The sequence below is a fragment of the Tardiphaga sp. 285_C5_N1_2 genome (genome assembly GCF_052076065.1).
GTDB classification, from domain to species: Bacteria; Pseudomonadota; Alphaproteobacteria; order Rhizobiales; family Xanthobacteraceae; genus Tardiphaga; species Tardiphaga robiniae.
In genome coordinates this window covers 3612234-3633386 of the sequence record NZ_CP197241.1, presented here as the reverse complement: position 1 = coordinate 3633386, position 21153 = coordinate 3612234, and the positions used below count along the sequence as shown (strand labels likewise).

General features: G+C 63.1%; 21 protein-coding genes. 14 read left to right on the top strand and 7 right to left on the bottom strand.

Features of this window, described 5'->3' with window-relative positions:
* Positions 1-122: 122 nt before the first annotated feature.
* The 3 genes from AB7951_RS17430 (at position 123) to AB7951_RS17420 (ending at position 3257) form a co-directional block, all read left to right on the top strand.
* A complete protein-coding gene (locus tag AB7951_RS17430; RefSeq protein WP_120291174.1) occupies positions 123-1415 on the top strand; it encodes a glycosyltransferase family 87 protein in 1293 nt (430 codons plus the stop codon).
* A 12-nt stretch (positions 1416-1427) separates the two neighbouring features.
* Positions 1428-2831: a M20/M25/M40 family metallo-hydrolase gene (locus AB7951_RS17425; RefSeq protein ID WP_120290785.1), complete on the top strand. Its 1404-nt coding sequence runs from the start codon at positions 1428-1430 to the stop codon at positions 2829-2831.
* A gap of 210 nt (positions 2832-3041) precedes the next feature.
* Positions 3042-3257: a hypothetical protein gene (locus tag AB7951_RS17420; protein WP_120291176.1), complete on the top strand. Its 216-nt coding sequence runs from the start codon at positions 3042-3044 to the stop codon at positions 3255-3257.
* A gap of 171 nt (positions 3258-3428) precedes the next feature.
* On the opposite strand, the gene AB7951_RS17415 is transcribed toward AB7951_RS17420, so the two are convergent.
* Positions 3429-4208 (bottom strand): class II aldolase/adducin family protein, encoded by a 780-nt coding sequence (locus AB7951_RS17415; RefSeq protein WP_089267004.1) that lies wholly within the window; start codon positions 4206-4208, stop codon positions 3429-3431.
* Between the two features lie 139 nt (positions 4209-4347).
* Positions 4348-5352 (bottom strand): GlxA family transcriptional regulator, encoded by a 1005-nt coding sequence (locus AB7951_RS17410; RefSeq protein WP_120291178.1) that lies wholly within the window; start codon positions 5350-5352, stop codon positions 4348-4350.
* A 61-nt stretch (positions 5353-5413) separates the two neighbouring features.
* On the opposite strand from AB7951_RS17410, the gene AB7951_RS17405 reads away from it, so the two are divergent.
* The gene (locus AB7951_RS17405) at positions 5414-6130 is read left to right on the top strand and encodes a DJ-1/PfpI family protein (RefSeq protein WP_089267005.1); all 717 of its coding nucleotides are present in this window, start codon (positions 5414-5416) and stop codon (positions 6128-6130) included.
* 42 nt (positions 6131-6172) lie between these two features.
* Positions 6173-6541, top strand: coding sequence for a nuclear transport factor 2 family protein (locus AB7951_RS17400; protein WP_120291180.1), 369 nt, complete (start codon positions 6173-6175; stop codon positions 6539-6541).
* Between the two features lie 7 nt (positions 6542-6548).
* On the opposite strand, the gene pdxR is transcribed toward AB7951_RS17400, so the two are convergent.
* Entirely contained in the window at positions 6549-8045 is a 1497-nt protein-coding gene (pdxR, locus tag AB7951_RS17395; RefSeq protein WP_120290787.1) for a MocR-like pyridoxine biosynthesis transcription factor PdxR, read from the bottom strand.
* Positions 8046-8154: 109 nt separating this feature from the next.
* On the opposite strand from pdxR, the gene AB7951_RS17390 reads away from it, so the two are divergent.
* Complete coding sequence (locus AB7951_RS17390; protein ID WP_120290789.1) at positions 8155-9111, top strand: DMT family transporter; 957 nt, start codon at positions 8155-8157, stop codon at positions 9109-9111.
* Here the strand turns inward: AB7951_RS17390 and bla are convergent.
* On the bottom strand, positions 9071-9940 hold the full coding sequence (bla, locus tag AB7951_RS17385; protein WP_120290791.1) for a class A beta-lactamase: 870 nt from the start codon (positions 9938-9940) through the stop codon (positions 9071-9073). The two genes, AB7951_RS17390 and bla, sit on opposite strands and share 41 nt — an antisense overlap.
* Before the next feature lie 227 nt (positions 9941-10167).
* Between bla and AB7951_RS17380 the strand changes: the two genes are divergently transcribed.
* The gene (locus tag AB7951_RS17380; protein WP_439061355.1) at positions 10168-10881 is read left to right on the top strand and encodes a DNA helicase; all 714 of its coding nucleotides are present in this window, start codon (positions 10168-10170) and stop codon (positions 10879-10881) included.
* A gap of 144 nt (positions 10882-11025) precedes the next feature.
* Here AB7951_RS17380 and AB7951_RS17375 read toward each other — a convergent pair whose 3' ends face one another.
* Positions 11026-12675, bottom strand: a complete 1650-nt coding sequence (locus AB7951_RS17375; protein WP_120290795.1) for a glycosyltransferase family 39 protein — start codon at positions 12673-12675, stop codon at positions 11026-11028.
* A gap of 352 nt (positions 12676-13027) precedes the next feature.
* Between AB7951_RS17375 and AB7951_RS17370 the strand changes: the two genes are divergently transcribed.
* The 5 genes from AB7951_RS17370 to thrS all read left to right on the top strand — a co-directional run bounded on the left by AB7951_RS17370 (position 13028) and on the right by thrS (position 17154).
* On the top strand, positions 13028-13891 hold the full coding sequence (locus tag AB7951_RS17370; RefSeq protein ID WP_120290797.1) for a hypothetical protein: 864 nt from the start codon (positions 13028-13030) through the stop codon (positions 13889-13891).
* Between the two features lie 163 nt (positions 13892-14054).
* Positions 14055-14468, top strand: coding sequence for a MucR family transcriptional regulator (locus AB7951_RS17365; protein ID WP_089267012.1), 414 nt, complete (start codon positions 14055-14057; stop codon positions 14466-14468).
* 207 nt (positions 14469-14675) lie between these two features.
* Positions 14676-14948 carry a hypothetical protein gene (locus AB7951_RS17360; RefSeq protein ID WP_439061356.1) on the top strand — a complete coding sequence of 91 codons (273 nt, stop codon included), beginning with the start codon at positions 14676-14678 and terminating at the stop codon, positions 14946-14948.
* 60 nt (positions 14949-15008) lie between these two features.
* A complete protein-coding gene (locus AB7951_RS17355; protein ID WP_439061357.1) occupies positions 15009-15605 on the top strand; it encodes a DUF6456 domain-containing protein in 597 nt (198 codons plus the stop codon).
* Between the two features lie 337 nt (positions 15606-15942).
* Positions 15943-17154 carry a threonine--tRNA ligase gene (gene thrS / locus AB7951_RS17350; RefSeq protein ID WP_120290801.1) on the top strand — a complete coding sequence of 404 codons (1212 nt, stop codon included), beginning with the start codon at positions 15943-15945 and terminating at the stop codon, positions 17152-17154.
* 70 nt (positions 17155-17224) lie between these two features.
* Here thrS and AB7951_RS17345 read toward each other — a convergent pair whose 3' ends face one another.
* Both AB7951_RS17345 and AB7951_RS17340 read right to left on the bottom strand, forming a co-directional pair.
* Positions 17225-17668 (bottom strand): SufE family protein, encoded by a 444-nt coding sequence (locus AB7951_RS17345; RefSeq protein ID WP_068734257.1) that lies wholly within the window; start codon positions 17666-17668, stop codon positions 17225-17227.
* 92 nt (positions 17669-17760) lie between these two features.
* The gene (locus AB7951_RS17340) at positions 17761-18150 is read right to left on the bottom strand and encodes a DUF5330 domain-containing protein (protein WP_120290802.1); all 390 of its coding nucleotides are present in this window, start codon (positions 18148-18150) and stop codon (positions 17761-17763) included.
* A gap of 408 nt (positions 18151-18558) precedes the next feature.
* Between AB7951_RS17340 and AB7951_RS17335 the strand changes: the two genes are divergently transcribed.
* Both AB7951_RS17335 and AB7951_RS17330 read left to right on the top strand, forming a co-directional pair.
* Positions 18559-20403: a PAS domain-containing sensor histidine kinase gene (locus tag AB7951_RS17335; protein ID WP_439066379.1), complete on the top strand. Its 1845-nt coding sequence runs from the start codon at positions 18559-18561 to the stop codon at positions 20401-20403.
* On the top strand, positions 20396-21127 hold the full coding sequence (locus tag AB7951_RS17330) for a peptidoglycan-binding domain-containing protein (RefSeq protein ID WP_439061359.1): 732 nt from the start codon (positions 20396-20398) through the stop codon (positions 21125-21127). The genes AB7951_RS17335 and AB7951_RS17330 overlap by 8 nt, the downstream gene beginning before the upstream one ends.
* Positions 21128-21153 lie beyond the last annotated feature (26 nt).

Below are 21153 nucleotides of genomic sequence, written 5' to 3'. Positions count from 1 at the left end.
TCGGTATACGCCGGCCTGCGCCTTTGCAGGTCCGGCGCCATCTGCTACCCACCGCGGTCTGAACGCGCTGCCTTGGCGCGTCTTTGAAGCGGGACTGCGAAGTGACGAAAAGTGACGGCGAAATGCCGGTTTTGCGGTGGCCGTCCTTGCGGCAGCCGCTCGACGTGCTGTTCCTGATCACCTGCGTCCTGCTGACGGCGGATGTGCTCGTTCCGGAAATCTTCGGCAACGGCAAGACCAAGGACTACGCGCTGTGGTTCTGGGCTGGGCGGCAGGTGCTGCATGGTGCGCCGCTCTATGAGGCGAAGACCAATGGGGCGCTGGACTTCATCTATCCACCGCTGTCCGCGGTCTTGCTGGCGCTCCCGAGCTGGTTCGGCAAGGTCCCGCTTTATCTCTTGCTCTCGATCCTGAATTCGGCGGCCTGGGCGATCACCAGCCAGCTGTCCAATGCCATGACCGGCTCGAAGAAAATTCCGGCGGCGTGGCTTGCGGCGCTGCCGGGCTTTGCGACCATCACCTTCGTGTTCGACATGTACGATCTCGGCCAGCCCAATCTCGTGCTGCTGGCGATGATGCTGCTCGGCTTCTGGTGGATGCAGAAGGATCGGCCGTGGCTCGGCGGCAGCATGTTTGCGCTCGCCACGGCCATCAAGGTGTTTCCGGTGGCGGTGCTACCCTATCTGATCTGGCGGCGGCACTGGGCGGCCTCGGCCAGCATGATCATCTGCACGCTGCTGTTGCTCTATGTCGTGCCGGCGCCGTTTCGCGGCTTCGAGCGCAATGCGGCCGAGGTGAAGACCTGGTACACGGAAATGGTCGGCTCCAGCTCCGAGAAAGGCTTCGGCCAGCGCGACGAACAGAACTGGTCCTGGGTCAATCAATCGATCATCGCGATGACGCATCGCCTGGTGCGGCCGATCGATTATTTCCAGGACGATCGCAAGCGTGGATCGGCCACGATGAACGTGATCGATGTCAGCTATAAAACCGCGAACCTGATCGTGCTCGCGGTCTCCGGTCTGATCGGCCTCGGCTTCATCTGGTCGCTGCTGCCGCGATCGAAACTCACGCCGCGCTCACGTGCCGAAGAACTCGGCATCCTGTTCTGCCTGATGACGGTGGCATCGCCGCTGGCGCGGCAATATTACTTCATGTGGCTGTTCCTGCCGCTCACTGTGTTGATGCATCGCGCCGCCGATGATCCCAGGCCGAATGTACGGACCGGGACATGGTGGCTGCTTGGCATCATTGGCATGCTGATGGCGCTGTCGATCCCGGTATTCCCGGCCATGCTGCAGGCCTGGGGCAATAATCTGCTGGCAACGGCCATCCTCGCAGGCGGATTGATCTGGCATATGCACCACCCGCCGGTGCTGCTAGATTCCACCGAAATTCCGGACCACCACGCTTAAGGAAATTCGCTCATGTCCAATACGCAGCTTGCATCCGTTCTCGATCGCGTCGATGCCGATTTCGACAAGGCCCTGGAGCGGTTGTTCGCGCTGTTGCGGATCCAGTCGATTTCCGCCGATCCGGCTTACGCCGAGGACTGCAAGGCGGCGGCAAAGCATCTGGCCGGCGAGATCGAGAGCCTGGGCTTCAACGCCGAGGTACGGCCGACGGCGGGCCATCCCGCCATCGTCGCGACCGCCAAGGGCAACACCGGCAAGCGGCCGCATGTTCTGTTCTATGGTCATTATGACGTTCAGCCGGTCGATCCGCTGAACCTGTGGCATCGTCCGCCGTTTGAGCCGGTCGTCACCAAACATGCCGATGGCCGCGACATCATCGTTGCGCGCGGTGCGCAGGACGACAAGGGCCAGCTTTCGACCTTCGTGGAAGCCTGCCGGGCCTGGGTGAATGTCACGGGCTCGCTGCCGATCGATCTCACCATCTGCATCGAAGGCGAGGAGGAGGTCGGCTCGAAGAATTTCGTGCCGTTCCTCGAAGCCAACAAGAAGGATCTCGCCGCCGATTTCGCGGTGGTCTGCGACACCGGCATGTGGGACCCGTCGACCCCGGCGATCACCACGTCGCTGCGCGGCCTCGTCTATGAAGAGGTGAAGATCACTGCAGCCAACCGCGATCTGCATTCCGGCATCTATGGCGGCGGTGCGCGCAATCCGATCCGCGTGCTGACCAATATTCTCGGCAAGCTGCATGACGACAATGGCCGCATCACCATTCCCGGCTTTTATGATGGCGTGAAGGATTTGCCTGCCGATATTCTGGCGCAGTGGAAGGGTCTCGGTCTCACCGCGGAGAGCTTCCTCAAGCCGATCGGTCTCTCTATTCCGGCCGGCGAGCGGGGCCGCGAACTGATCGAACAGATCACGTCGCGTCCGACCTGCGATATCAACGGCATCGTCGGTGGGTACACGGGCGAGGGCTCCAAGACGGTGATCGCCTCGCATGCGTCGGCGAAAGTTTCGTTCCGCATCGTCGAGGGTCAGGACCCCGGCAAGATCCGCGATGCGTTCCGGGCTTTCGTCACGTCGCAATTGCCCGGCGATTGCACGGCGGAGTTTCTCGATCATTCCAATGCGCCGGCCATCGCGCTCGACTGGAACATGAAGCCGCTCGCCGCTGCGCGCGATGCGCTGACCGACGAATGGGGCAAGCAGGCGCTGCTGATCGGCTCAGGTGCGTCGATTCCCATCGTCGCGGATTTCAAGCGCACGCTCGGTCTGGACTCGCTCCTGATCGGCTTCGGCCTCGATGACGACAATATCCATTCGCCGAACGAGAAGTACGACCTCAAGAGCTTCCACAAGGGCATCCGGTCGTGGGCGCGGATCATTGCGGCGCTGGCGGATGTGAAGAAGTAAGCTGGCAATAGCCGTCATGCCCGGCATATGCCGGGCATCCACGTCTTGGCCGCGAGCTGAGGCGCGGATGGCCGGGACATCTAGCGAAGCTGCGCTTCGCGTTTTAGCCCGGCCATGACGGAGTGTTGGGATGACGACTGCCTTCGCGTTGACCCACATCAAGGCTTGCGTCAGGCTTTCCTGATCGAAAGACAAAAAAGGGAGGATGCAATGTCCGCAGCCGAAATCGCCAATACTCATTTCTCTGCCGCGATGGTGGCAGCACAGACCGCCGGGGTCGATCAGGACAGCGTCTGTCGCTCCCTCGTGAATCTCGTGGTCTCGAAGTATCTGGAGACAAGGACCACGGCTGACGTTCAATCGGAGCTGCGTTTCGTTGCCGATAATTGCGATCCCGACACGGATTTTGCGTTCATGCGGCCGTGATCCCAGGCTCGTCATTCCCCGCCATTCCAAGTGGAATGGCTGAGGTTCGCCTGCGGCGTCGCACGCGCCCCGGAATGACAGCCTGCACCAAACATAAAAAACGCCGTCCGGAATTGGACGGCGTTTTGAATCACTGTGTAGAGGTATGTAACCTCTCTATAGCACCAAATCTCAGGTCTTGTAAGACGGATCGCGGCGGTCGAGCTTGCGCAGCATCGGCGGCCAGACCAGCTTGGTCGAGCGCAATTCGGCCTTGTCGGGGTTGCCCACCAGCGCGGCGTTCTTGTCGATGACGATCTGGTCGACCGGATAGGCGGTCGGGCCGAGCATCCGGGTGCGGACCTGCATGGTGCAGGCGCGTTCCAGGTAATACATGCGCTCGAACGCCGAGGCGACCGAGCGGCCGACGGTCAGCGTGCCGTGATTGCGCAGCAGCATGGCGTTCTTGGTGCCGAGATCCTTCTGCAGGCGGGGGCGTTCGTCGTGATCGAGCGCGACGCCTTCATAGTCGTGATAGGCGAGTTCGGGGATCACGAGCTGAGCAGTCTGGTTCAGCGGCTGCAGGCCCTCCATGCAGGAGGCCACTGCGGTGCCGTCCGGGGTGTGCAGATGCATCACGCAGCCGGCGTCTTCGCGGACTTCGTGGATTGCCGAATGGATGGTGAAGCCGGCCGGGTTGATGCTGTATTCGCTTTCGGAGAGCTGGTTGCCGTCGAGATCGACCTTGACCAGCGACGATGCCGTGATCTCTTCGAAGATCAGGCCATAGGGATTGATCAGGAAGTGATGGTCGGGGCCGGGCACGCGGGCGGAGATGTGGGTGTCGATGAGATCGTCCCAGCCGTAGAGCGCAACGAGGCGATAGGCAGCGGCGAGATTGACGCGCTGGGCCCATTCACCCTCGCTCATATGCGATGGCACTTCCTTGAGGCGGGCTTCGGCTGGTGACATGGTGAGTGCTCCCGGATTGACTGGCAGTGTTTTGGCGTTTGGCTGATGCCAGCCTAATCCCGCCCTGTTGCGGCAGCAAGCCGGACGGTTTGCGCGGCAGACATGCTTACCAGGGTGGTAGAAGGCCCGATCGCGACATTCAGGAACTGAAACGCGCGCGATAATCCTGCGGCGTAGCAGAAAGCAATCGCAGGAAGCTGCGTCGCATGGTTTCTTCGGAACCGAAGCCGCAGCGTTGCGAAATGCGTTTCACCGGCAGTTTCGTTTCCGAGAGCAGCCGCCGTGCGGCTTCGACGCGCAACTGCTCGACGGCGCGGGCGGGCGTGATGCCGGTGGCGTCCGCATAGTGCCGGCTGAAGCTGCGCTCGCTCATGCCGGCCTGCTCGGCCAGCATGGGCAGCGAGATATCGTCGGCGAGATGCTTGCCGATCCACTCATGCAGCGCACCGAATTTGTCGTCCGCGGTCTGCAGCGACAATGCCGCGCTGAATTGCGACTGGCCGCCGGGGCGCTTGAGAAACACCACGAGATGACGCGCCACCATCAGCGCGACGCTGCGTCCGAGGTCTTCCTCCACCAGCGCCAGCGCGAGATCGATTCCCGCGGTCACGCCGGCCGATGTCCAGAACGCGCCGTCGCGGACGAAGATCGGGTCGGACTCCACATGCACGTCGGGAAAGCGCTGCGCGAGTTCGGAACACCAGGACCAGTGGGTCGCGGCACGGCGGCCGTCCAGTAGGCCGGTTGAGGCGAGCAGGAAGGCGCCGGTGCAGACCGAGGCGGTGCGCCGCGCCTTGGCCGCGCGCTTGCGCACCCAGGCGACCATAGCGGGATCGGAAGCGGCGGCGTGGACGCCGGGACCGCCGGCGATCAGCAGCGTGTCGATCGGCTCGGCGTGGCGCGGCAGATCGCTCACGGCGAGGCCAAGTCCGGCAGAGGCGGTCACACTATGGCCGCCGCGCGCGATCACGCGCAGCCTATAGGGCGCGGGTTGTCCCTTGCGCTGCATGATCTCATTGACCGTGGCGAAGACCTGCAGCGGGCCGGACACGTCGAGCAGTTGCACCGACGGGAAGGCCAGCACGTCGATAACGCGCGGAACCGTCGCAACAGAGTTTGGCGGAGAACGAGGGGTCTTTGGCATATTCGCCAGACTGTGCCGGGCTAGGTTCGGCTTGTCCATTCACAAATGCTTGGAGCATTCCATGATCCCGCCAGACCAACATCTCCAGATCGGCTCGCTGTTGTTTGAGGGGCTTGACCAGATCGATCTCACCGGCCCGTTCGAAGTGCTGTCGCGGATCCCGAATTCGACCTATCGAATCTATGGCAAGACCACCGATCCCGTGCGCGACTACAGGGGGCTCCGTATTACGCCGGATGCCGCCATTGGCGACGCGCCCCAGCTCGACGTGCTGCATGTGCCCGGCGGCTTCGGCCAGGAAGCGCTGATGGACGATACGGTTGTGCTCGATTGGCTCCGTCAGCAGGCCGGACATGCTCGAATCTTTTCGGTCTGCACCGGCGCGCTGATCTGCGGCGCTGCGGGCCTGCTGATGGGGCGCCGCGCGACCACGCATTGGGCATCGTTTCATCTCTTGCGCTATTTCGGCGCAACGCCGGTCAACGAGCGCGTGGTGATCGACGGCGACTGGATCTTTGCTGCCGGCGTCACCTCCGGCATCGACGGCGCGCTGCGTCTGGCTGCGGAATTGCGCGGCGACGAGGTGGCGCAGGGAATTCAGCTGTTCATGGAATATGCGCCACAGCCGCCGTTCAACAGCGGCACGCCCGAAACCGCACCGGCGACGGTGCTGGCGCAGACCCGTCAGTCGGTGGCGAAGATCACCGCGCAACGCGAGGCCACCGCACAACGCATCGCGACGAAGCTTGGCATCATCGTGCCGACAGCGGCGGAGTGAGTTGCGCAAGCCGCTTCTAATATGATCGAAAGGATCATGACCATGAACCTCACGCACATCCATGCATTTACCCAAGCGATGCAGTGCAAAGACCTCGATGCCATGCTCTCGCATATGGCCGACGACATCGTGCTGAAGACGCCGCTTGCCGCCGAGCCATTCAAGGGCAAGACGGCAATCCGTCCGGTGGTGACAGCGCTGCTGGGTGTCGTCGACAGTTTCGATTTCCGTGAAGTGCTGCAGGGGCCCGAACACGTGTCCGCCTTCTTCGGTATCACCGTCGGAACGGAACAGCTGGATGGCGTCGACTACTGGCGTCTGAACGACGCCGGCCTCATACAGGAAATGACGGTGCTGTGGCGACCGCTGCCGGCGGCGCTGGCCGTCGAGAAGAAGCTCGCGGCTGCATAGGACAGCGTCAGCCTCTTGGCCGCTTCGACACCTTGCCGGAGCGGCCGCGCGGCGTGGCGGTGTCGCGCAGGACCTGTCCGACGATGGCGGCGGCCTTGTCGATCTCCTGTTCGTTCCAGGCGGAAAAGCCCATGAACAATCCCTGGCCGGCCACAGGTCCGGTGAAATACATGGATAGCGGGCGGCCGGTCACGCCGAGCTCGGCAAGTCGTGCCGAAATGGTGCGGTCGTCGCGATCGAGATCGAGATGGGCGAGCAATTGCATGCCGCCGGCCGGGGGCTCGATCGTCAGGTGATCGCCGGCATGAACTTGCAGTGCCTGCAGCAGGTGATCGCGCCTGCTGCGATAGACACGCGTCATCTTGCGGATATGCGCCGCGAAGTGACCGTCGTCGATGAATTCGGCCAGCGCATCCTGCACCGGCGCCGGCACGATATGGCTGCCGTGGCGCTGCGCCTTTTCGAACAGGTCGGCAAGATCCGGCGGCACGATGGCGTAGCCGCTGCGCACATCCGCGAACATCGGTTTCGAGAACGTGCCCACATAGAACACGCGGCCGCTGTCATCGAGGCCCTGCAGGGCGGCGACGGGGCGGCCGTCATAGTGGAATTCGCTGTCATAGTCGTCCTCGACGATGGCAGCCCCGATGTCATTGGCAAATGCAAGCAATTGCTGCCGCCGGCTCACAGGCATCAGCCGTCCGGTGGGATGCTGATGCGACGGGGTCACGAAGATCAGCCGCGGGCGATCGCGCCGGCCTTTGATGGAGAGGCCGCTGCCATCCAGCGAAATGCCGCGCAAGGTCGCACCGGCCGCATTGAGCGCCGCATATGCGCCGCCATAGCCGGGGCTTTCGACCCAGGCGAGATCGCCGGCATCGAGTAACACGCGCGCGATGAGTTCAAGCGCAGACTGCGCCGATGGCATCAGGACAATCTGTCGTGCCTCGGCCCGCACGCCGCGATAGGCGATGAGATGGCGGAGCAGGGCGTTGCGCAACGAGGCGCGATTGATGGCGGGATCGCCGGTCGATCCGCGTCGCGCCGCGCGGCGCAGGCAGCGCGCCCAGATGTCGTGGGGAAACAGCCGCGCATCTGCCAGCGCCGGGGCCAACAGCAGAGGCCGCCCTTTGTTGATGAACGGCCAATCCGACTTCTGCACGCGCTCGGCCCAGCGCGACAGGCCGAGCGGCTTCGGCGTCTTGCCGGCAATGTTGCGTCCGGTGAGCAACGCCTTGCGCTCGGCGGCGGCGACCATGGGGCGTCGTCCCTGCGTGACGTCGAGATAGCCCTCCATCGCCAACTGATCGATGACGGTCGAGACGGTGTTGCGCGCGAGGCCGAGCTGCTGCGCGCAGTCGCGGCTCGACGGCAGGCGATGGCCCGGCGGCAGCGCGCCGCTCAGGATCGCCGCGCGGAGCTGATCATAGAGCTGCCGCGTCAGGGTCTCGCTGCTCGCGGACCCGCGCTCGATATCGATCAGCCCTGCGAGAATGTCGCCCATCAAACTGGCTCAGTCATTTTTAGTGGAATGGATCTTTGATTGGGGCCAGTAAAACCTAGTGTCCTCGGTCTGTCGAGTGTGCCATGCACCGAAGCCGTGAGATGAAGCCATGTCCGAACATCCCCTGTCGCGCCGCACGGCGCTGCTTTTGTTTGCCGTCGTCGTGACCATGTGGGGGCTGAACTGGACGCTGACGAAATTTCTGGTGCAGCACATTTCGCCGCTGTGGTCGGTGGCGATTCGCGCCGTGATTGCCACGCTCGCTCTGGCAGCCATTACACTCGCGCGCCGGCAATTCATCGTGCCGCGGCGCGGCGACATGCCTGTGATCGTCAGTGTCGCGGTGCTGCATATGGGCCTATTCTCGGTGCTGGTCGCCTTCGGCCTGCAATTCGTGCCGGTCGGGCGCTCCATCGTGCTCGGCTACACCACGCCGCTCTGGGTCGCGCCGGCCGCTTGGCTGCTGCTGCGTGAGCCCGTTCCGCGAGAACGTCTCGCGGGCATCGTGCTGGGGCTTGCCGGCATCGCTGTCATGTTCAACCCGTCGGCATTCGACTGGAGCAACGGCAATGCGCTGATCGGCAGCGGGCTGCTGTTGCTCGCGGCGCTGTGCTGGGCGGCGAACATCGTCTATGTCCGCGGCCACCGCTGGATCTCCGAGCCGTTTCAACTCGTGTTCTGGCAGGCGCTGCTCGCGAGCGTGCTGCTGACAGTGCTGGCGCTGATCCGCGAAGGCGTCCCCGATATCGCCTGGACGCGCGAACTTGTCGGCGCTCTGCTGTTCGGCGGGATCTTCGGCACGGCGCTGGCGCATTGGGCGATGGTGATCATCAACCGCAGCCTGCCGGCGACCATTACGTCCCTCGGTCTGCTGGCAACGCCGGTAATGGGCGTTGCGATTTCCGCGCTGGTGCTGGGCGAGGCGATCGAGCTGTCGCTGATCGCAGCGATGGCCATGATCCTTGGCGGGATTGTCATCGGAACGATGTCGCGTTCAAAGCCGGATGCTGCAATGGCCGTGCAGCCTATCCCAGCCTCTGCCCGACCATCTCGCCAATCCCCGTGAACACCGTCTCCAATTGTGGAGCCGTCGGCGTGCCGCCCTGCGTATAGGCGGCGATGACGACGGGCTGGTCCGGCTTCGGCCAGGTCACGGCGATGTCGCCGGCGGCGTCCTTGCCGTTATTGCCGGTCTTGTCGCCGATCTTCCATGTCTTCGGCAGTCCGGCGCGCAGGCGCTTGTCGCCGGTCTTGCAGTTCACCATCCAGTCGGTGAGCTGATCGCGCGACGTGGGCGTCAGCACATTGCCGGTGACGAAGCGTTTGACGTTGCCGGCCATCGCGGCGGGTGTGGTTGTGTCCTGCGGATTGCCGGGTCGTGAGCGGTTCAATAACGGCTCGTTGTGATCGAGGCGCGAGACGCTGTCGCCGGTCTTGGTCCAGAAGGCGGTGAGGGCGGCCGGACCGCCGACGCGCGCCAGCAGCATGTTGGCGCAGGTGTTGTCGCTGAGTTCGACGATGGCCTTGCACATGTCGGCCACCGACAGCGCGCCCTTGGCGAGATTGTCGCGCGCGACCGGCGCGTAGTCGAGCAGGTCCGCCGCGGCGTAGGAAATCATCTGATCGGGCTTGTCCTCGCCGCGGTCGATGCGGGCGAGCACGCAGGCGGCGAGCGAGGCCTTGAACGTGCTGCACATCACGAAGCGCTCATGGGCGCGCCACGCGATCTTTGCGCCCGTCTTCAGGTTCTCGGCATAGACGCCGATCCGCCCGCCGGTGTCGCGTTCATAAGCTTGCAACGCCGCCGGCGCCTCCTTTGCCATTTCCTTGGCAAAGGCCGGCCAGGCCATGAGCGCCGGCGCAGCCGCCAGCAATGTTCGTCGATTGATCATCATGGCGTGTCATTCGTGGGCGAAGAGGGAGAATTGATGGCGGGCGATCGGGTATCGGCAATTTCGCGGGGAGGGGGATTGTGCTACACTCCGATTCTGGCGCGGCCCACGCCTCCCCCCTCCAGCGGGAAAGTATCGATCATACCGGGCTCTCTGATCACCGAACCAACTGTTCGAGCATCAAGCATAAGGAGGGGTTGTGACAACGCTCGCACCAGGAGGTTCTCACAATGCGTCTTTCTGCGCCTGTTTATCAATTGAAGCGCAAGGCCAGGCTTCTATCCCGCACCGATAACATTCCGCTGCACGAGGCACTCGACCGGATCGCCGTGCGAGAAGGCTTTGCTGCCTGGAGCCTGCTAGTGGCGCGGATGTCTTCGGTAACACCCGCCGCGAAACTGTTCGAACAACTGTCTCCCGGAGATCTTGTGCTGGTCGGCGCGCGCCCGGGCCATGGCAAGACGCTGATGAGCCTGAAGCTCGCCGTGGAGGCGATGCAATCCGGCCATCGCAGCGTGTTCTTTTCGCTGGAATACGGCGAAAAGGACGTGCTGGACCGTTTCAGTGCCATCGGCGTGGAGCGGGGGCGTTTCGATACGCTGTTCGCATTCGACAATTCCGACGACATCTGCGCGGACTACGTCGCCCGGAAACTGGCGGACGCGCCGCGCGGCACGCTTGTGGTGATCGACTATCTGCAACTGCTCGATCAGAAACGCGAGAACCCGGCATTGATGGTGCAGGTGCGCGCGCTGCAGTCATTCGCGAGGGAACGCGGGCTGATCTTCGTCTTCATCTCGCAGATCCACCGGTCCTACGATCCGGCTGTGAAGCCATGTCCTGATCTGGACGACGTCCGGTTGCCGAATCCTGTCGATCTCGGCCTGTTCAGCAAGACGTGTTTTCTGAACAACGGCGACATCAGGTTTCAGGCGGCGCGTTAGTCAACGACGCGGGCCATGAACAACAAGAGTCGTCATGGCCGGGCTTGTCCCGGCCATCCACGCCTTTCATGGTCGCCAAGACGTGGATGCCCGGCACAAGGCCGGGCATGACGAAAACTTGGAACTTAGTACTAACGCAGAATTTTACGGCGCGGGGATCGCGAGCAGGCTCGAAATGCTGCTGCCGCGGATGTCGTAGACCTTGGCGAAGACGACGTCGTCGCGCTTGATCTCGGCAATCACGGGGGCGGTGAGGCCCTTGCAGTAGAACTCGCCAAGCGTCATCGCAAAGTCGGCCGACTGGCTGTCCCAGCCGATGGTGAAGTCGGGACCGAGCGCGACCTGTGCCGGACGCTGCGGGCCGCACACGGCGACCTTCCACTTGCGGCCGACCGGCGGGCTTTCCTGGCGCTCAATGATCTGCTCGCGCAGCGCATCGGAGGCCTGCTTCAGCGCAAGGCCCCAATAGTCCAGCATGTACAGCGCATCGGCCTGGCGAACGGTGCCGGCGATGTAGTTGAAGTGGGTGTACTGATACGGATGCAGCCGGATCATCTCGGCCGTCGGCAGCATCAGGCCGAAGGAGAACACGGCGACGGCAGCCGCTTGCGCGCCGCGATGATTGACGCGCAGCCAATCCATCAGCGCCGCGAAAGCCGCGCCGCCGAGCACGGCCATCGGCGGGAGCACGAAGATGAAATGCCGGATGCCGTTATACAGCGCCGGGCGCTTCACCATGGCGATCACCAGCGGCAATGTGGCGGCAAAGGTCAGCATCAACAGGATGGTCTTGCGACGCGCCGGCACGGTGTCGCGCGACAGCGACATGATGGTCAGCGCGATGCCGCCGAAGGTGAGGCTGAGCAGCACTTCCGGAAGCTGCAGCGCGAACAGCGTCGGCAGGTAGGACCACGGCATGTCCGGCACCGAGATCATCGCGCCGTCGAACATCTCTTTCCACGGTTTCTCGAAGAAGTGAGAGAAGTAGCCCAGGGCGCGCAGCGGATTGGCGGGCTCGAGAATCGACCACGGCCAGATCAGGCCCATGATCAGATAGCCGAAAGCGAGGCCGGGCAGCAGCACGTAAAGGACATGCAGCAAGCGGTGCACGCTCTCGCGCACACCATTGGTGCGGACATCCTCGATCCACAGCGGCATGAAACCGATCACCGCATAGATCAGCGTGAGGCCGGCGAGAATGCGGCAGCCGATCGCGCAGCCGGCGCCGAGGCCGAGGATCAGGACCGTACGCGGCGACGGGTTCGGATATTCCTGCGCAAGGCGCACCAGCCCGAGCATCAGGATGACCATCGCCACAGCGAAAGGCGCATCCTTCGGATTCATGAACATATGGCCGTAGAAGGTCGGACACAGCGCCAGCAGCAACAGCGTGGCGAGGCCGCCCACGGGGCCGGCGACACGGCGGCCGAGGCGCCAGGTGACGCCGAGGCCGATGACGCCGACGATCGCGCCGAGCAGGCGTCGCGTCTCGAACAGCTCCAGCGGGATGATCTTGTGCAGCAGCGCGGCCGCCATATCGAAGCCGCCGCCATACATGTAGAGATTTGCAAACGACAAAGCGCCGGTGTCGGTGAAGCCCGACCCGTACATCTTCAATAGAAGATCTGCATATTCAGCGTGAGTATAGTCGTCCCATCCGAGACCATAGTCCCGGAACGTGAAGCTTGCGACGATACTGACAACGACAAGCGCCAGGATGGCGAGGTCGTCACACGTCCGTTCCACCGAGCGCCTTACTGGCGTGTCGATGGCCGCAGTCGTAATCGATGACATGGCGATGGATAACCCGGTGTCCCCAATGGCTCGGCTTTAGCGCTCTTTGAGCCTCGTTTCCCCGGCATCGATATAGCGCACTTCTCTTTTGAAGTAATTGAGAATTGTGGCTGAAGTTTCTTAATGCGTTGCAACAAACAGGACAAGGTAAAAGCTTTACCGTTTAGGGATAGATCGGCGTCGGCTGTCCCAAACCTGTTGTCTCCGGTGGAAGAAAACTCTCCCAAAACTTACCACCAGGCCGATGTACAAGGGATGAACGCAAAATGCCGTTTGGCGGTGCACGCAATATGACGCTATCGTGGCACCCATGACGAGACTCGCGAGCGGTCCGTCGAGGAGTTCGAAGACTATGAAATTGCTGCTGATTGCCGGGATCGGGGTCATTCTGGCGGGCCTTGCCGCGATCGGCTTCGGCATTCCGGTCAAGGAATTCGGCTTCGGCAATACCCTGATCCTGACCGGGACGGTCGGGGCCTGCACCGGCCTGATCATGGTGAGCATGGCGCTCGCCGTCGGCGAGCTGAAGAAGTTTGGGCCGCAGGGCGAGATCGATGAACCGGTTCCGTCGCCCCGGCTGCCGCGCCGGGAACTGAAGCTGCCGCCGGTTCCGGGGGAGGACGCAGAGGAGGCCGATGACGCGCCCGCGCCGGCCCCGCTGTTCAGCCGCGACCAGCCGGCCGCGCGACCTGCCGTTCCGGAGCCAGGTGTTCCCCCGTGGCAGGACGAAGTGCTGCGCGACCGTGAGCGGCTCGCGTCCGCTGCCGCCGAGGCACCGGTGCCTGAGGAGCCGAAGCGTCGCAATCTGCTGTTCCAGTCATCGCGCCGGGAGCGGGAGAGGGCCGAGGCAGCTGCCGCATTCGAGGCGGCCATGCCAACGCCGGAGGCGCCCGCCGAGCAGCCGAAGAGTTTCGAGGATGCCTGGCCGCAGCCGGATCGGTCGCGCTCCGACGCGATCCGCCGCGCCGCCCGTACCTCGTCCTCGCCAAGCGACAAGCTGCCGGATGCCGCGCTGATCCCGGATCGCTACGTTCCGCCGACGCCGGCTGAAGAGCCGCCGCAGGCATCGGACGTCACCGTGCTGAAATCGGGGGTCGTCGATGGCATGGCCTATTCGCTGTATTCCGACGGCTCCATCGAGGCGCAGATGCCCGAAGGCATGATGCGCTTCGCCTCGATCGACGAGTTGCGTGAGCATCTCGACAACAGGGGCTGATGCCGTTCAGCCATTTCCGTTGGCGGTCACTTTCAGCTGATCTCGACTAATCTTGCACGCAGAATGAAACCGGCGCGCTATACGTTGTTATTGCCCTCGTGGCTGTAATGCCCGCATGATTGTCAAGTAAAGTGCGGCTCCAATCCTTGAAAGACGAGGGACCATGAACGACATCGCCGGCAAGAGCTTCATCGATCTCACTGCGACGATCGTGTCGGCCTATGTCGGTCACAATCCAACACCGGCGTCCGAGCTGCCGGCGCTGATCGGTCAGGTTCACGCCGCCTTGGTGCGGGTGTCGAACGGCCGGCCGGAGGTCGCGGCGGAGCCGGCCAAACCGGCGGTGTCCGTCAAGAAATCGATGACCGCCGAATATCTGGTCTGTCTCGAGGACGGCAAGCGCTTCAAGTCGTTGAAGCGCCATCTGCGCACGCAGTACGCGATGACGCCGGAACAGTATCGCGAGAAATGGGGCCTGCCGGCCGACTATCCGATGGTCGCGCCGAACTATGCGGTGGCGCGTTCGCAGCTCGCCAAGAAAATGGGGCTGGGTCAGCAGCGCCGCCGGCGCAAGTGACCTGAACAGGTGACCTGAGCAAGCGATCTGGGCGAGTGATCCCGCAAGTAATCCGAACAAGTAAAGCTAAGCAATAAAGTCAGGTTCCATCCGCAGGAACCAATATAGAACAAATCGGAGACGAAGAAAGTTCTACGTCTGGATGCGGGATACATCTCCCGCCACGCGCAATTGGTGTGTGACACCACAGGCAGGCGATACGTGAACTTGGCGCGTATGACGGGAGACTTTCAAGCGGACGTTGAGGCCATCCCGCGCATCGATGCCGTACCGCGAAATCTGGAAGTGATCTGTCGGACGATGGGGGAGGGCTTTGCCCGCAGGTCGTTGTCGAGGACTGCGATGAACTCTTCGCGCGCGCCGGCCGCGGATCAATCGCAGTCGCTGCCGGAAACCTGCTTTCTCAACGCCGCGGCTTTGAGCGATCGTGCGAAGGCACTGGTTCTTTTGAATAAAAGCCCAGGAAGGAATAAAGTCTAAAATTCTGCTTGCCGGGCCATTCGGGATGTGAGCTTATTATCCTAGATGGAGTCGCTCACGATGAAAACGTCCCGCTGCACCACCAGGCATCCCGACCGCGTCGATCACCATCGCGCGCAGCATCTGTCGCTGGAAACGCGGCAGATCCTCACCGAGGACGGCGTCGCCAGCGTTCTCGTCAATGACAGTGAAAGCCCGCTCGGCTGGCTGGCCCGGCGCAAGGGCCGCGATGGCCGCAGCATGATCAGCCCGCATCAGTTCATCGCCGGCGAAAAGCTGCGCGCCGATTTCACGCGCGGCAACATGGCGCCGCGCATGACGGCGAACTGGGCCGCGCCGACCGGCGGCCGACCACGCGGGGCCGGCAGCAGTCCCGGCGAGATGACGGATATCATGATGACAGCGCGCCAGCGCGTCAGTCAGGCGCTGGATGCTTGCGGGCCCGAGTTTTCAGGGGTTCTGATGGACGTGTGCTGTTTTCTGCGCGGCCTCGAAGACATCGAGCGCGAACGCAACTGGCCGGCGCGCTCCGCCAAGGTCGTGCTGCAACTCGCGCTGGATCGCCTCGCGCGGCATTACGGCTTCGCCAGTGAGGTCAGGGGACAGCCATCGAAAGTGCGAACCTGGCTCGCAGGCGATGCGGCGTTCGAGAGCTAGGGTGTGGAGTCGATAGCGCGCAGCCAGATGCGGATGGATGCGAGCTTGACGACGGCCAAGTCGTTCGCCGCGATCATAGGCCCGCGCATCATATATCTGCGACGCCAAGCAGCTTTCGTTGACGCCTGCGCGTTTTGCCGCCATATACAGCGCATGAACAAGCTTCGATCAGCTGCATTGACCACCACGGCGACCGCTCACGGCGGATCGCCTTCTGGTCGCGCGCGCTAGAGACAAGCGTACTTCACCCAGAAAAGGCCCCGCCGGCGACGGACGGGGCCTTTTCTGTTTTTGATGATCCCCGTCCGCGCTTTTTCCCCTCGTAAGGAACACAGCCATGGACGATCTCGACCACAGAAATCTCGGCGTAAGACTCAAACTCTGGCACCTGCAGGACGATGCGCCGGGCATGGTGTTCTGGCATCCGCGCGGCTACGCGATCTACCGGGTGCTGGAGGACTATCTCCGGCGCAAAATGCGCAGAGCCGGCTATGCCGAGGTCCAAACGCCACAGCTGCTGCCAAAGGACTTCTGGAGCCGCAGCGGCCACTGGGACAAATTCCGCGAGCACATGTTCCGGGTCGATGACGGCGAGCAGACGATGGCACTGAAGCCGATGTCATGCCCTTGCCACGTGCAGATCTTCAACAAGGGTCTGCGCTCGTGGCGGGAACTTCCGATCCGCTATGCCGAGTTTGGCGCTTGCCACCGCAACGAGCCATCCGGTGCGCTCCACGGCATCATGCGAACGCGCGCCTTCGAGCAGGACGACGCGCATGTGTTCTGCCGCGAGCAGGACGTAGAGGACGAAGTCGCGCGCTTCATCGCTTTGCTGGGCGAGGTGTATCGCGATCTTGGTTTTCCCGACTACGAAGTGGCGCTGTCGACGCGTCCGGCCGTGCGCGCTGGCGACGACGCGACGTGGGACTGGTCGGAGGCGAAGCTCGACGATGCCGCGCGGCAATGCGGCCTCGCGCCTCACATCAATCCTGGCGAAGGCGCGTTCTACGGACCGAAGCTGGAATTCGCGTTGCGCGACCGGCTGGGACGATCCTGGCAGTGTGGCACGGTGCAGCTCGACAGCGTGCTACCGCAGCGGCTCGACGCGTCCTACATCGCCGCCGACGGCAGCCGCGCAAGGCCCCTGATGATCCACCATGCCATCTTCGGATCGCTTGGCCGCATGATCGCGATCCTGCTCGAGCACCACGGCGGCGTGCTTCCTTTCTGGTTGTCGCCGGATCAGATCGCGGTTGCGCCGATTTCGAAAGACCAGGCCGGATACGGCGCTGACGTCGTGGCGGCGTTCGAGGATGCGGGGATTAGGGCCGTTGCCTATGACGGCGCCGATACGCTTTCACGGCGCATCGTGGCGGCGCATGACATGGCGGTGCCGGTGATGGCGATCGTCGGCGGGCGCGAGATGAGGGACGGCCGGGTGAGCCTGCGCGAGCGCGACGGCTCGCAGGCCGACGTTCCTTTGGCCGAGGCGGTGTCCCGGCTGCAGGCGAGAGCTCGGTCGGGCGCGCTTGGGGCTGAAGCCCGGTAAACGGGCCTCAGCTGCGCTCCGATCAGTGGATACTGGCGGGCGTTGGTGCATCGCCCGCAGCCGCCCGAGCCTATGGGGTCACGCCCTGGTTTGCATCTGCCAGGGTCTCGGTGGCGTCCCGGCGGATGCGCTCGACCATGGCGCGCAGGCCGTTGGAGCGCTGCGGCGTGAGGTGTTCCTTGAAGCCGAGTTCGTCGAACACCTTGATGGCGTCGGTGGCCAGAATGTCCTCGGCCTTGCGGCCCGAATACAGCGTCAGCAGGATCGCGATCAGCCCGCGAACGATATGCGCGTCGCTGTCGCCGAGATAGCTGAGCACCGGCGTGCCGTGGTCGCGGGCGACCTGGCGCGACAGCCAGACCTGGCTCGCGCAGCCGTTGACCTTGTTGGCTGAGGAATGTTCCTCATCCGGCATCGGCGTGAGGCTGCGCCCGAGTTCGATGACGTACCGGTAGCGGTCGTCCCAGTCCTCGAGTAGCTCGAAATTATCGCGGATATCGTCAATGGTGGTCATCGGGGCCTGCAAGCAATGTCAGGCCCTATATAGGGAGGAACAGCGCCGAAAGCGACCGCCGTTTGCGGTAATTATCCGCCGCAATCAGCCGTTTAGGGAACAGCGGTGGGGGGCTGCCATTCGGCCGCAAGGTCATCCTGGGTGAGCGTGTCGGGCCGGGCCATGGCGACCGCGCCGTGGTCTTCACCTTCGCCACCGATCGAGCCGGTGGTATCCGGCTTCTTCTCGGTGATGATCTGGTAGATTTTCTTCGCGCCGTCCTTGGCTCGTTCGCCGATCACGGTGGCCGCATGGCCGCCGACTTCGCAGGTGGCCGGCTGGCGCTTGCAGAATTGAGCCATGTCGGACATCGCCGCACTCGCAGCCGATACCGCATCGGACGCGCCGATCTGCGGCAGCTTGTCCGATTCCGGCGTCTTGTCCCTCGGCAGCAGCACGAGCACGAGCCCGAGCCAGAATGCCATGCGAAGCAGGAAGAACATCGCGAACCCCGTTAGTCTCTTCGAACCGTTGCGATTTGTCGCAATTGGGATCGAAGTTAGCAGCAGTCGATAAATTGCAAGTATTTGCGATGCGGTTAAATCGACGAAAATTCGCTTCATTCGGTTTGGCGTAAATTTTCCATTGATGAGCCGTTCGTGCGTTTTCCGACACGATGTTGGGGATGCACACTTTCGAAACCATATGGACGCGGCGATGGAAACTACTCGTTCACCATCGTTGTCGAATGGAAACGCGAAAACTCCTCTTAAATCAGCACTTACGCGTTAGGCATGGCGAACACGGGATGCGCTTTAGCGTTCGCTTAATGTCGCTCTGACACGTTGGCGCAACGATAAAAGGAGGCGTTTCGGCGCGTCTGAATTGACGATCAAGCCGAAGCGAGACCAGTGACAGTATCGACCATCATTCGCGACTGCCTTGATGCCATGCTGCACCCTTCAGTGCGCTACGATGCGCTGACGAGTGCGCGTCATCGCGCATTCATGGCGCCGCGTCTGCTCGGCAGCCTTGCGGCCTTTGCGGCTTTTCCTGTCTATCTCGCGCTACGCGGCGCGCCGAACGCGATCGAGGTCGCAGCTTTCGCCTGGCTGATGGCGCCGATCCTCTGCTCATATTTTCTGTCGCGTACCGGCCGCTATGAAAGCGCACAGGTGCTGTCGTCCGTCGCACTCGCCGGCCTCGTGATGATGATGGCGATCTCCACCGGTGGCATCAATTCGTTCGCCGCGATCTGGCTTGTCGTGGTGCCGATCGAGGCGGCACTCTCGGCTTCGCGCCGTATCGTTGCCTTTGCATCGGCGCTGGCGCTGTCCTGCGTCGGCATTCTCATCGTGCTGACCGGTCTCGATTGGTTGCCTGTATCCGAAGCGGGTGTCGCCAGCCATGGCGTGTTCATGGCCTTCGGCATCGCGTCCGCCACCATCTATGCAGCCGGTCTCGCCTTCGGCGCGGAGTCGCTGACGCGAACCAGCGTCTCGCTGCTCTATGTCGAGGAAGACCGTTATCGCCTGCTGGCACGCAATATGAGCGACGTGATCTCGCGTCATCGTCACAATGGCGCCGTGCAGTTCATTTCGCCGGCGGCTGAAGCACTGGTCGGCGCCCCGGCGCAGCGGCTGCTCGGCCATGGCCTGTTCGATCGCGTCCATGTCGCGGATCGCCCGGCCTATCTCACGGCTCTGTCTGACGCCGCGCGCGGCGGCGAAGCCCGCAGCGTCGAATTCCGCCTGCGCCGCGATGTTGTGCGCGGCAATGATCGCATGCGTCCGTCGGGCGCCGAATTCATCTGGGTTGAAATGCGTTGCCGCCCAATGGAGCAGGGCGCTGATACGTCGATGCCCGTCAATGCCGATGCAGAAGTTGTGGCCGTGCTGCGCGATGTTACCGACCGCAAACTGCAGGAAGAGGCATTGGCGCAGGCTCGCATCGAGGCCGAGCGCGCCGATGCGTCGAAGACGCGCTTCCTCGCCACCATGAGCCACGAACTGCGCACGCCGCTGAATGCCATTATCGGCTTCTCGGATATGCTGGTGCAGGAAGAGTTGATGATGCTCGATGCGACCAAGCGCAAGGAATATGCCCAGCTGATCAACGATTCCGGCCAGCACCTGCTGTCGGTCGTCAATGGCATCCTCGACATGTCGAAGCTGGAATCCGGAAATTTCGAGATTTCGCCGGAGCCGTTCGCGCCACGTCCCGCGCTGATCAATTGCTGCAATCTGCTGGCGCTGAAGGCGCGCGAGAACGGCATCGATCTCATCACCGATGCGCCGAAGGATCTGCCTGAGGTCAACGGCGATCCGCGTGCATTCCGGCAAATCCTGCTCAACCTCGTATCCAATGCCATCAAGTTCACCGAGCGCGGCGGCAGCGTTACCGTGGCAGCGGGCGTCGAAGGATCACGCTTGATGCTGCGCGTCAGCGATACCGGCGTCGGCATTGCATCGGACGATCTCGCCCGCATCGGCGATCCGTTCTTCCAGGCCGGCAAGACCTATCAGCGGCGCCATGAGGGCACCGGCCTCGGCCTGTCCATTGTGAAGAGCCTCGTTGGCATGCATGGTGGCGAGATGCAGGTGCAGAGCCGGATCGACGAAGGCACCACCATCACCATCGCGCTGCCGCTGGAGTTTACGCCGCAGGCTGAACACGTCAGCAATATCGCGATCTTGAATCCCGCGGCGCGCACCGCGCCGTCCGACCAAGCCCATCAGGTGAAGAAGAGTGCCTAAAGCCAGTTCCAAAGCGACCAAGTCCAAACGCGGCCGCGCCGTCGCCATCGTCGATGAGCCCGCGGAGCGCGGTATCATCCTGCGCGTGCTGCTGCACAGCCCGAAGGACATGGTCGCCGGGTTGATCGCATTCGCTGCGGTCAGCGCCATCATCGCCAATGCCATTTTCCTGCAGAAGGGCCATCATCCGTCGCCGATGTTCGGTTCGAGCACCGTCGTTGCATTTCCGGCACCGGCGCAGGTCGCCAATCCGCTGCCCAAGCCGCGTCCGCTGGATGCTGCTACGTCGTCGGACACCAAGCTCGATTCCCGCATGCTGGATTCCAAGCCGGTCAACAGCGCCAATGAGCCGAAGCCGTCGCTCGCGGCCAAGCCCGTCGAGCAGCGCGCGGCTGATCCGGTCGGCAATCTCCTGAAGGCGCCGGCACCACCGGCCTCACCGGCGACCACGGGCGCCGTGGCACGCCCGCCTGCGGCGATCCCGAATGCAACCCGCACCGATCCGCTTGGCGATCTCATCACCAATACCCGCCGCGTCGCCGCTGTTCAGCGTGCGCTGACGGAATACGGCTATGGTCAGCTCAAGCCGACCGGCAATGTCGGCTCCGACACCGCCGCCGCGATCCAGCGCTTCGAGCGTGAGCGCAAGCTGCCGGTGACCGGGCAGGTCTCAGACCGTATGGTGCGCGAACTCGCCACCGTCACCGGCCGCGCGATCGACTAGCGCTGCCGGGCTGCTGGCCCGGCGAT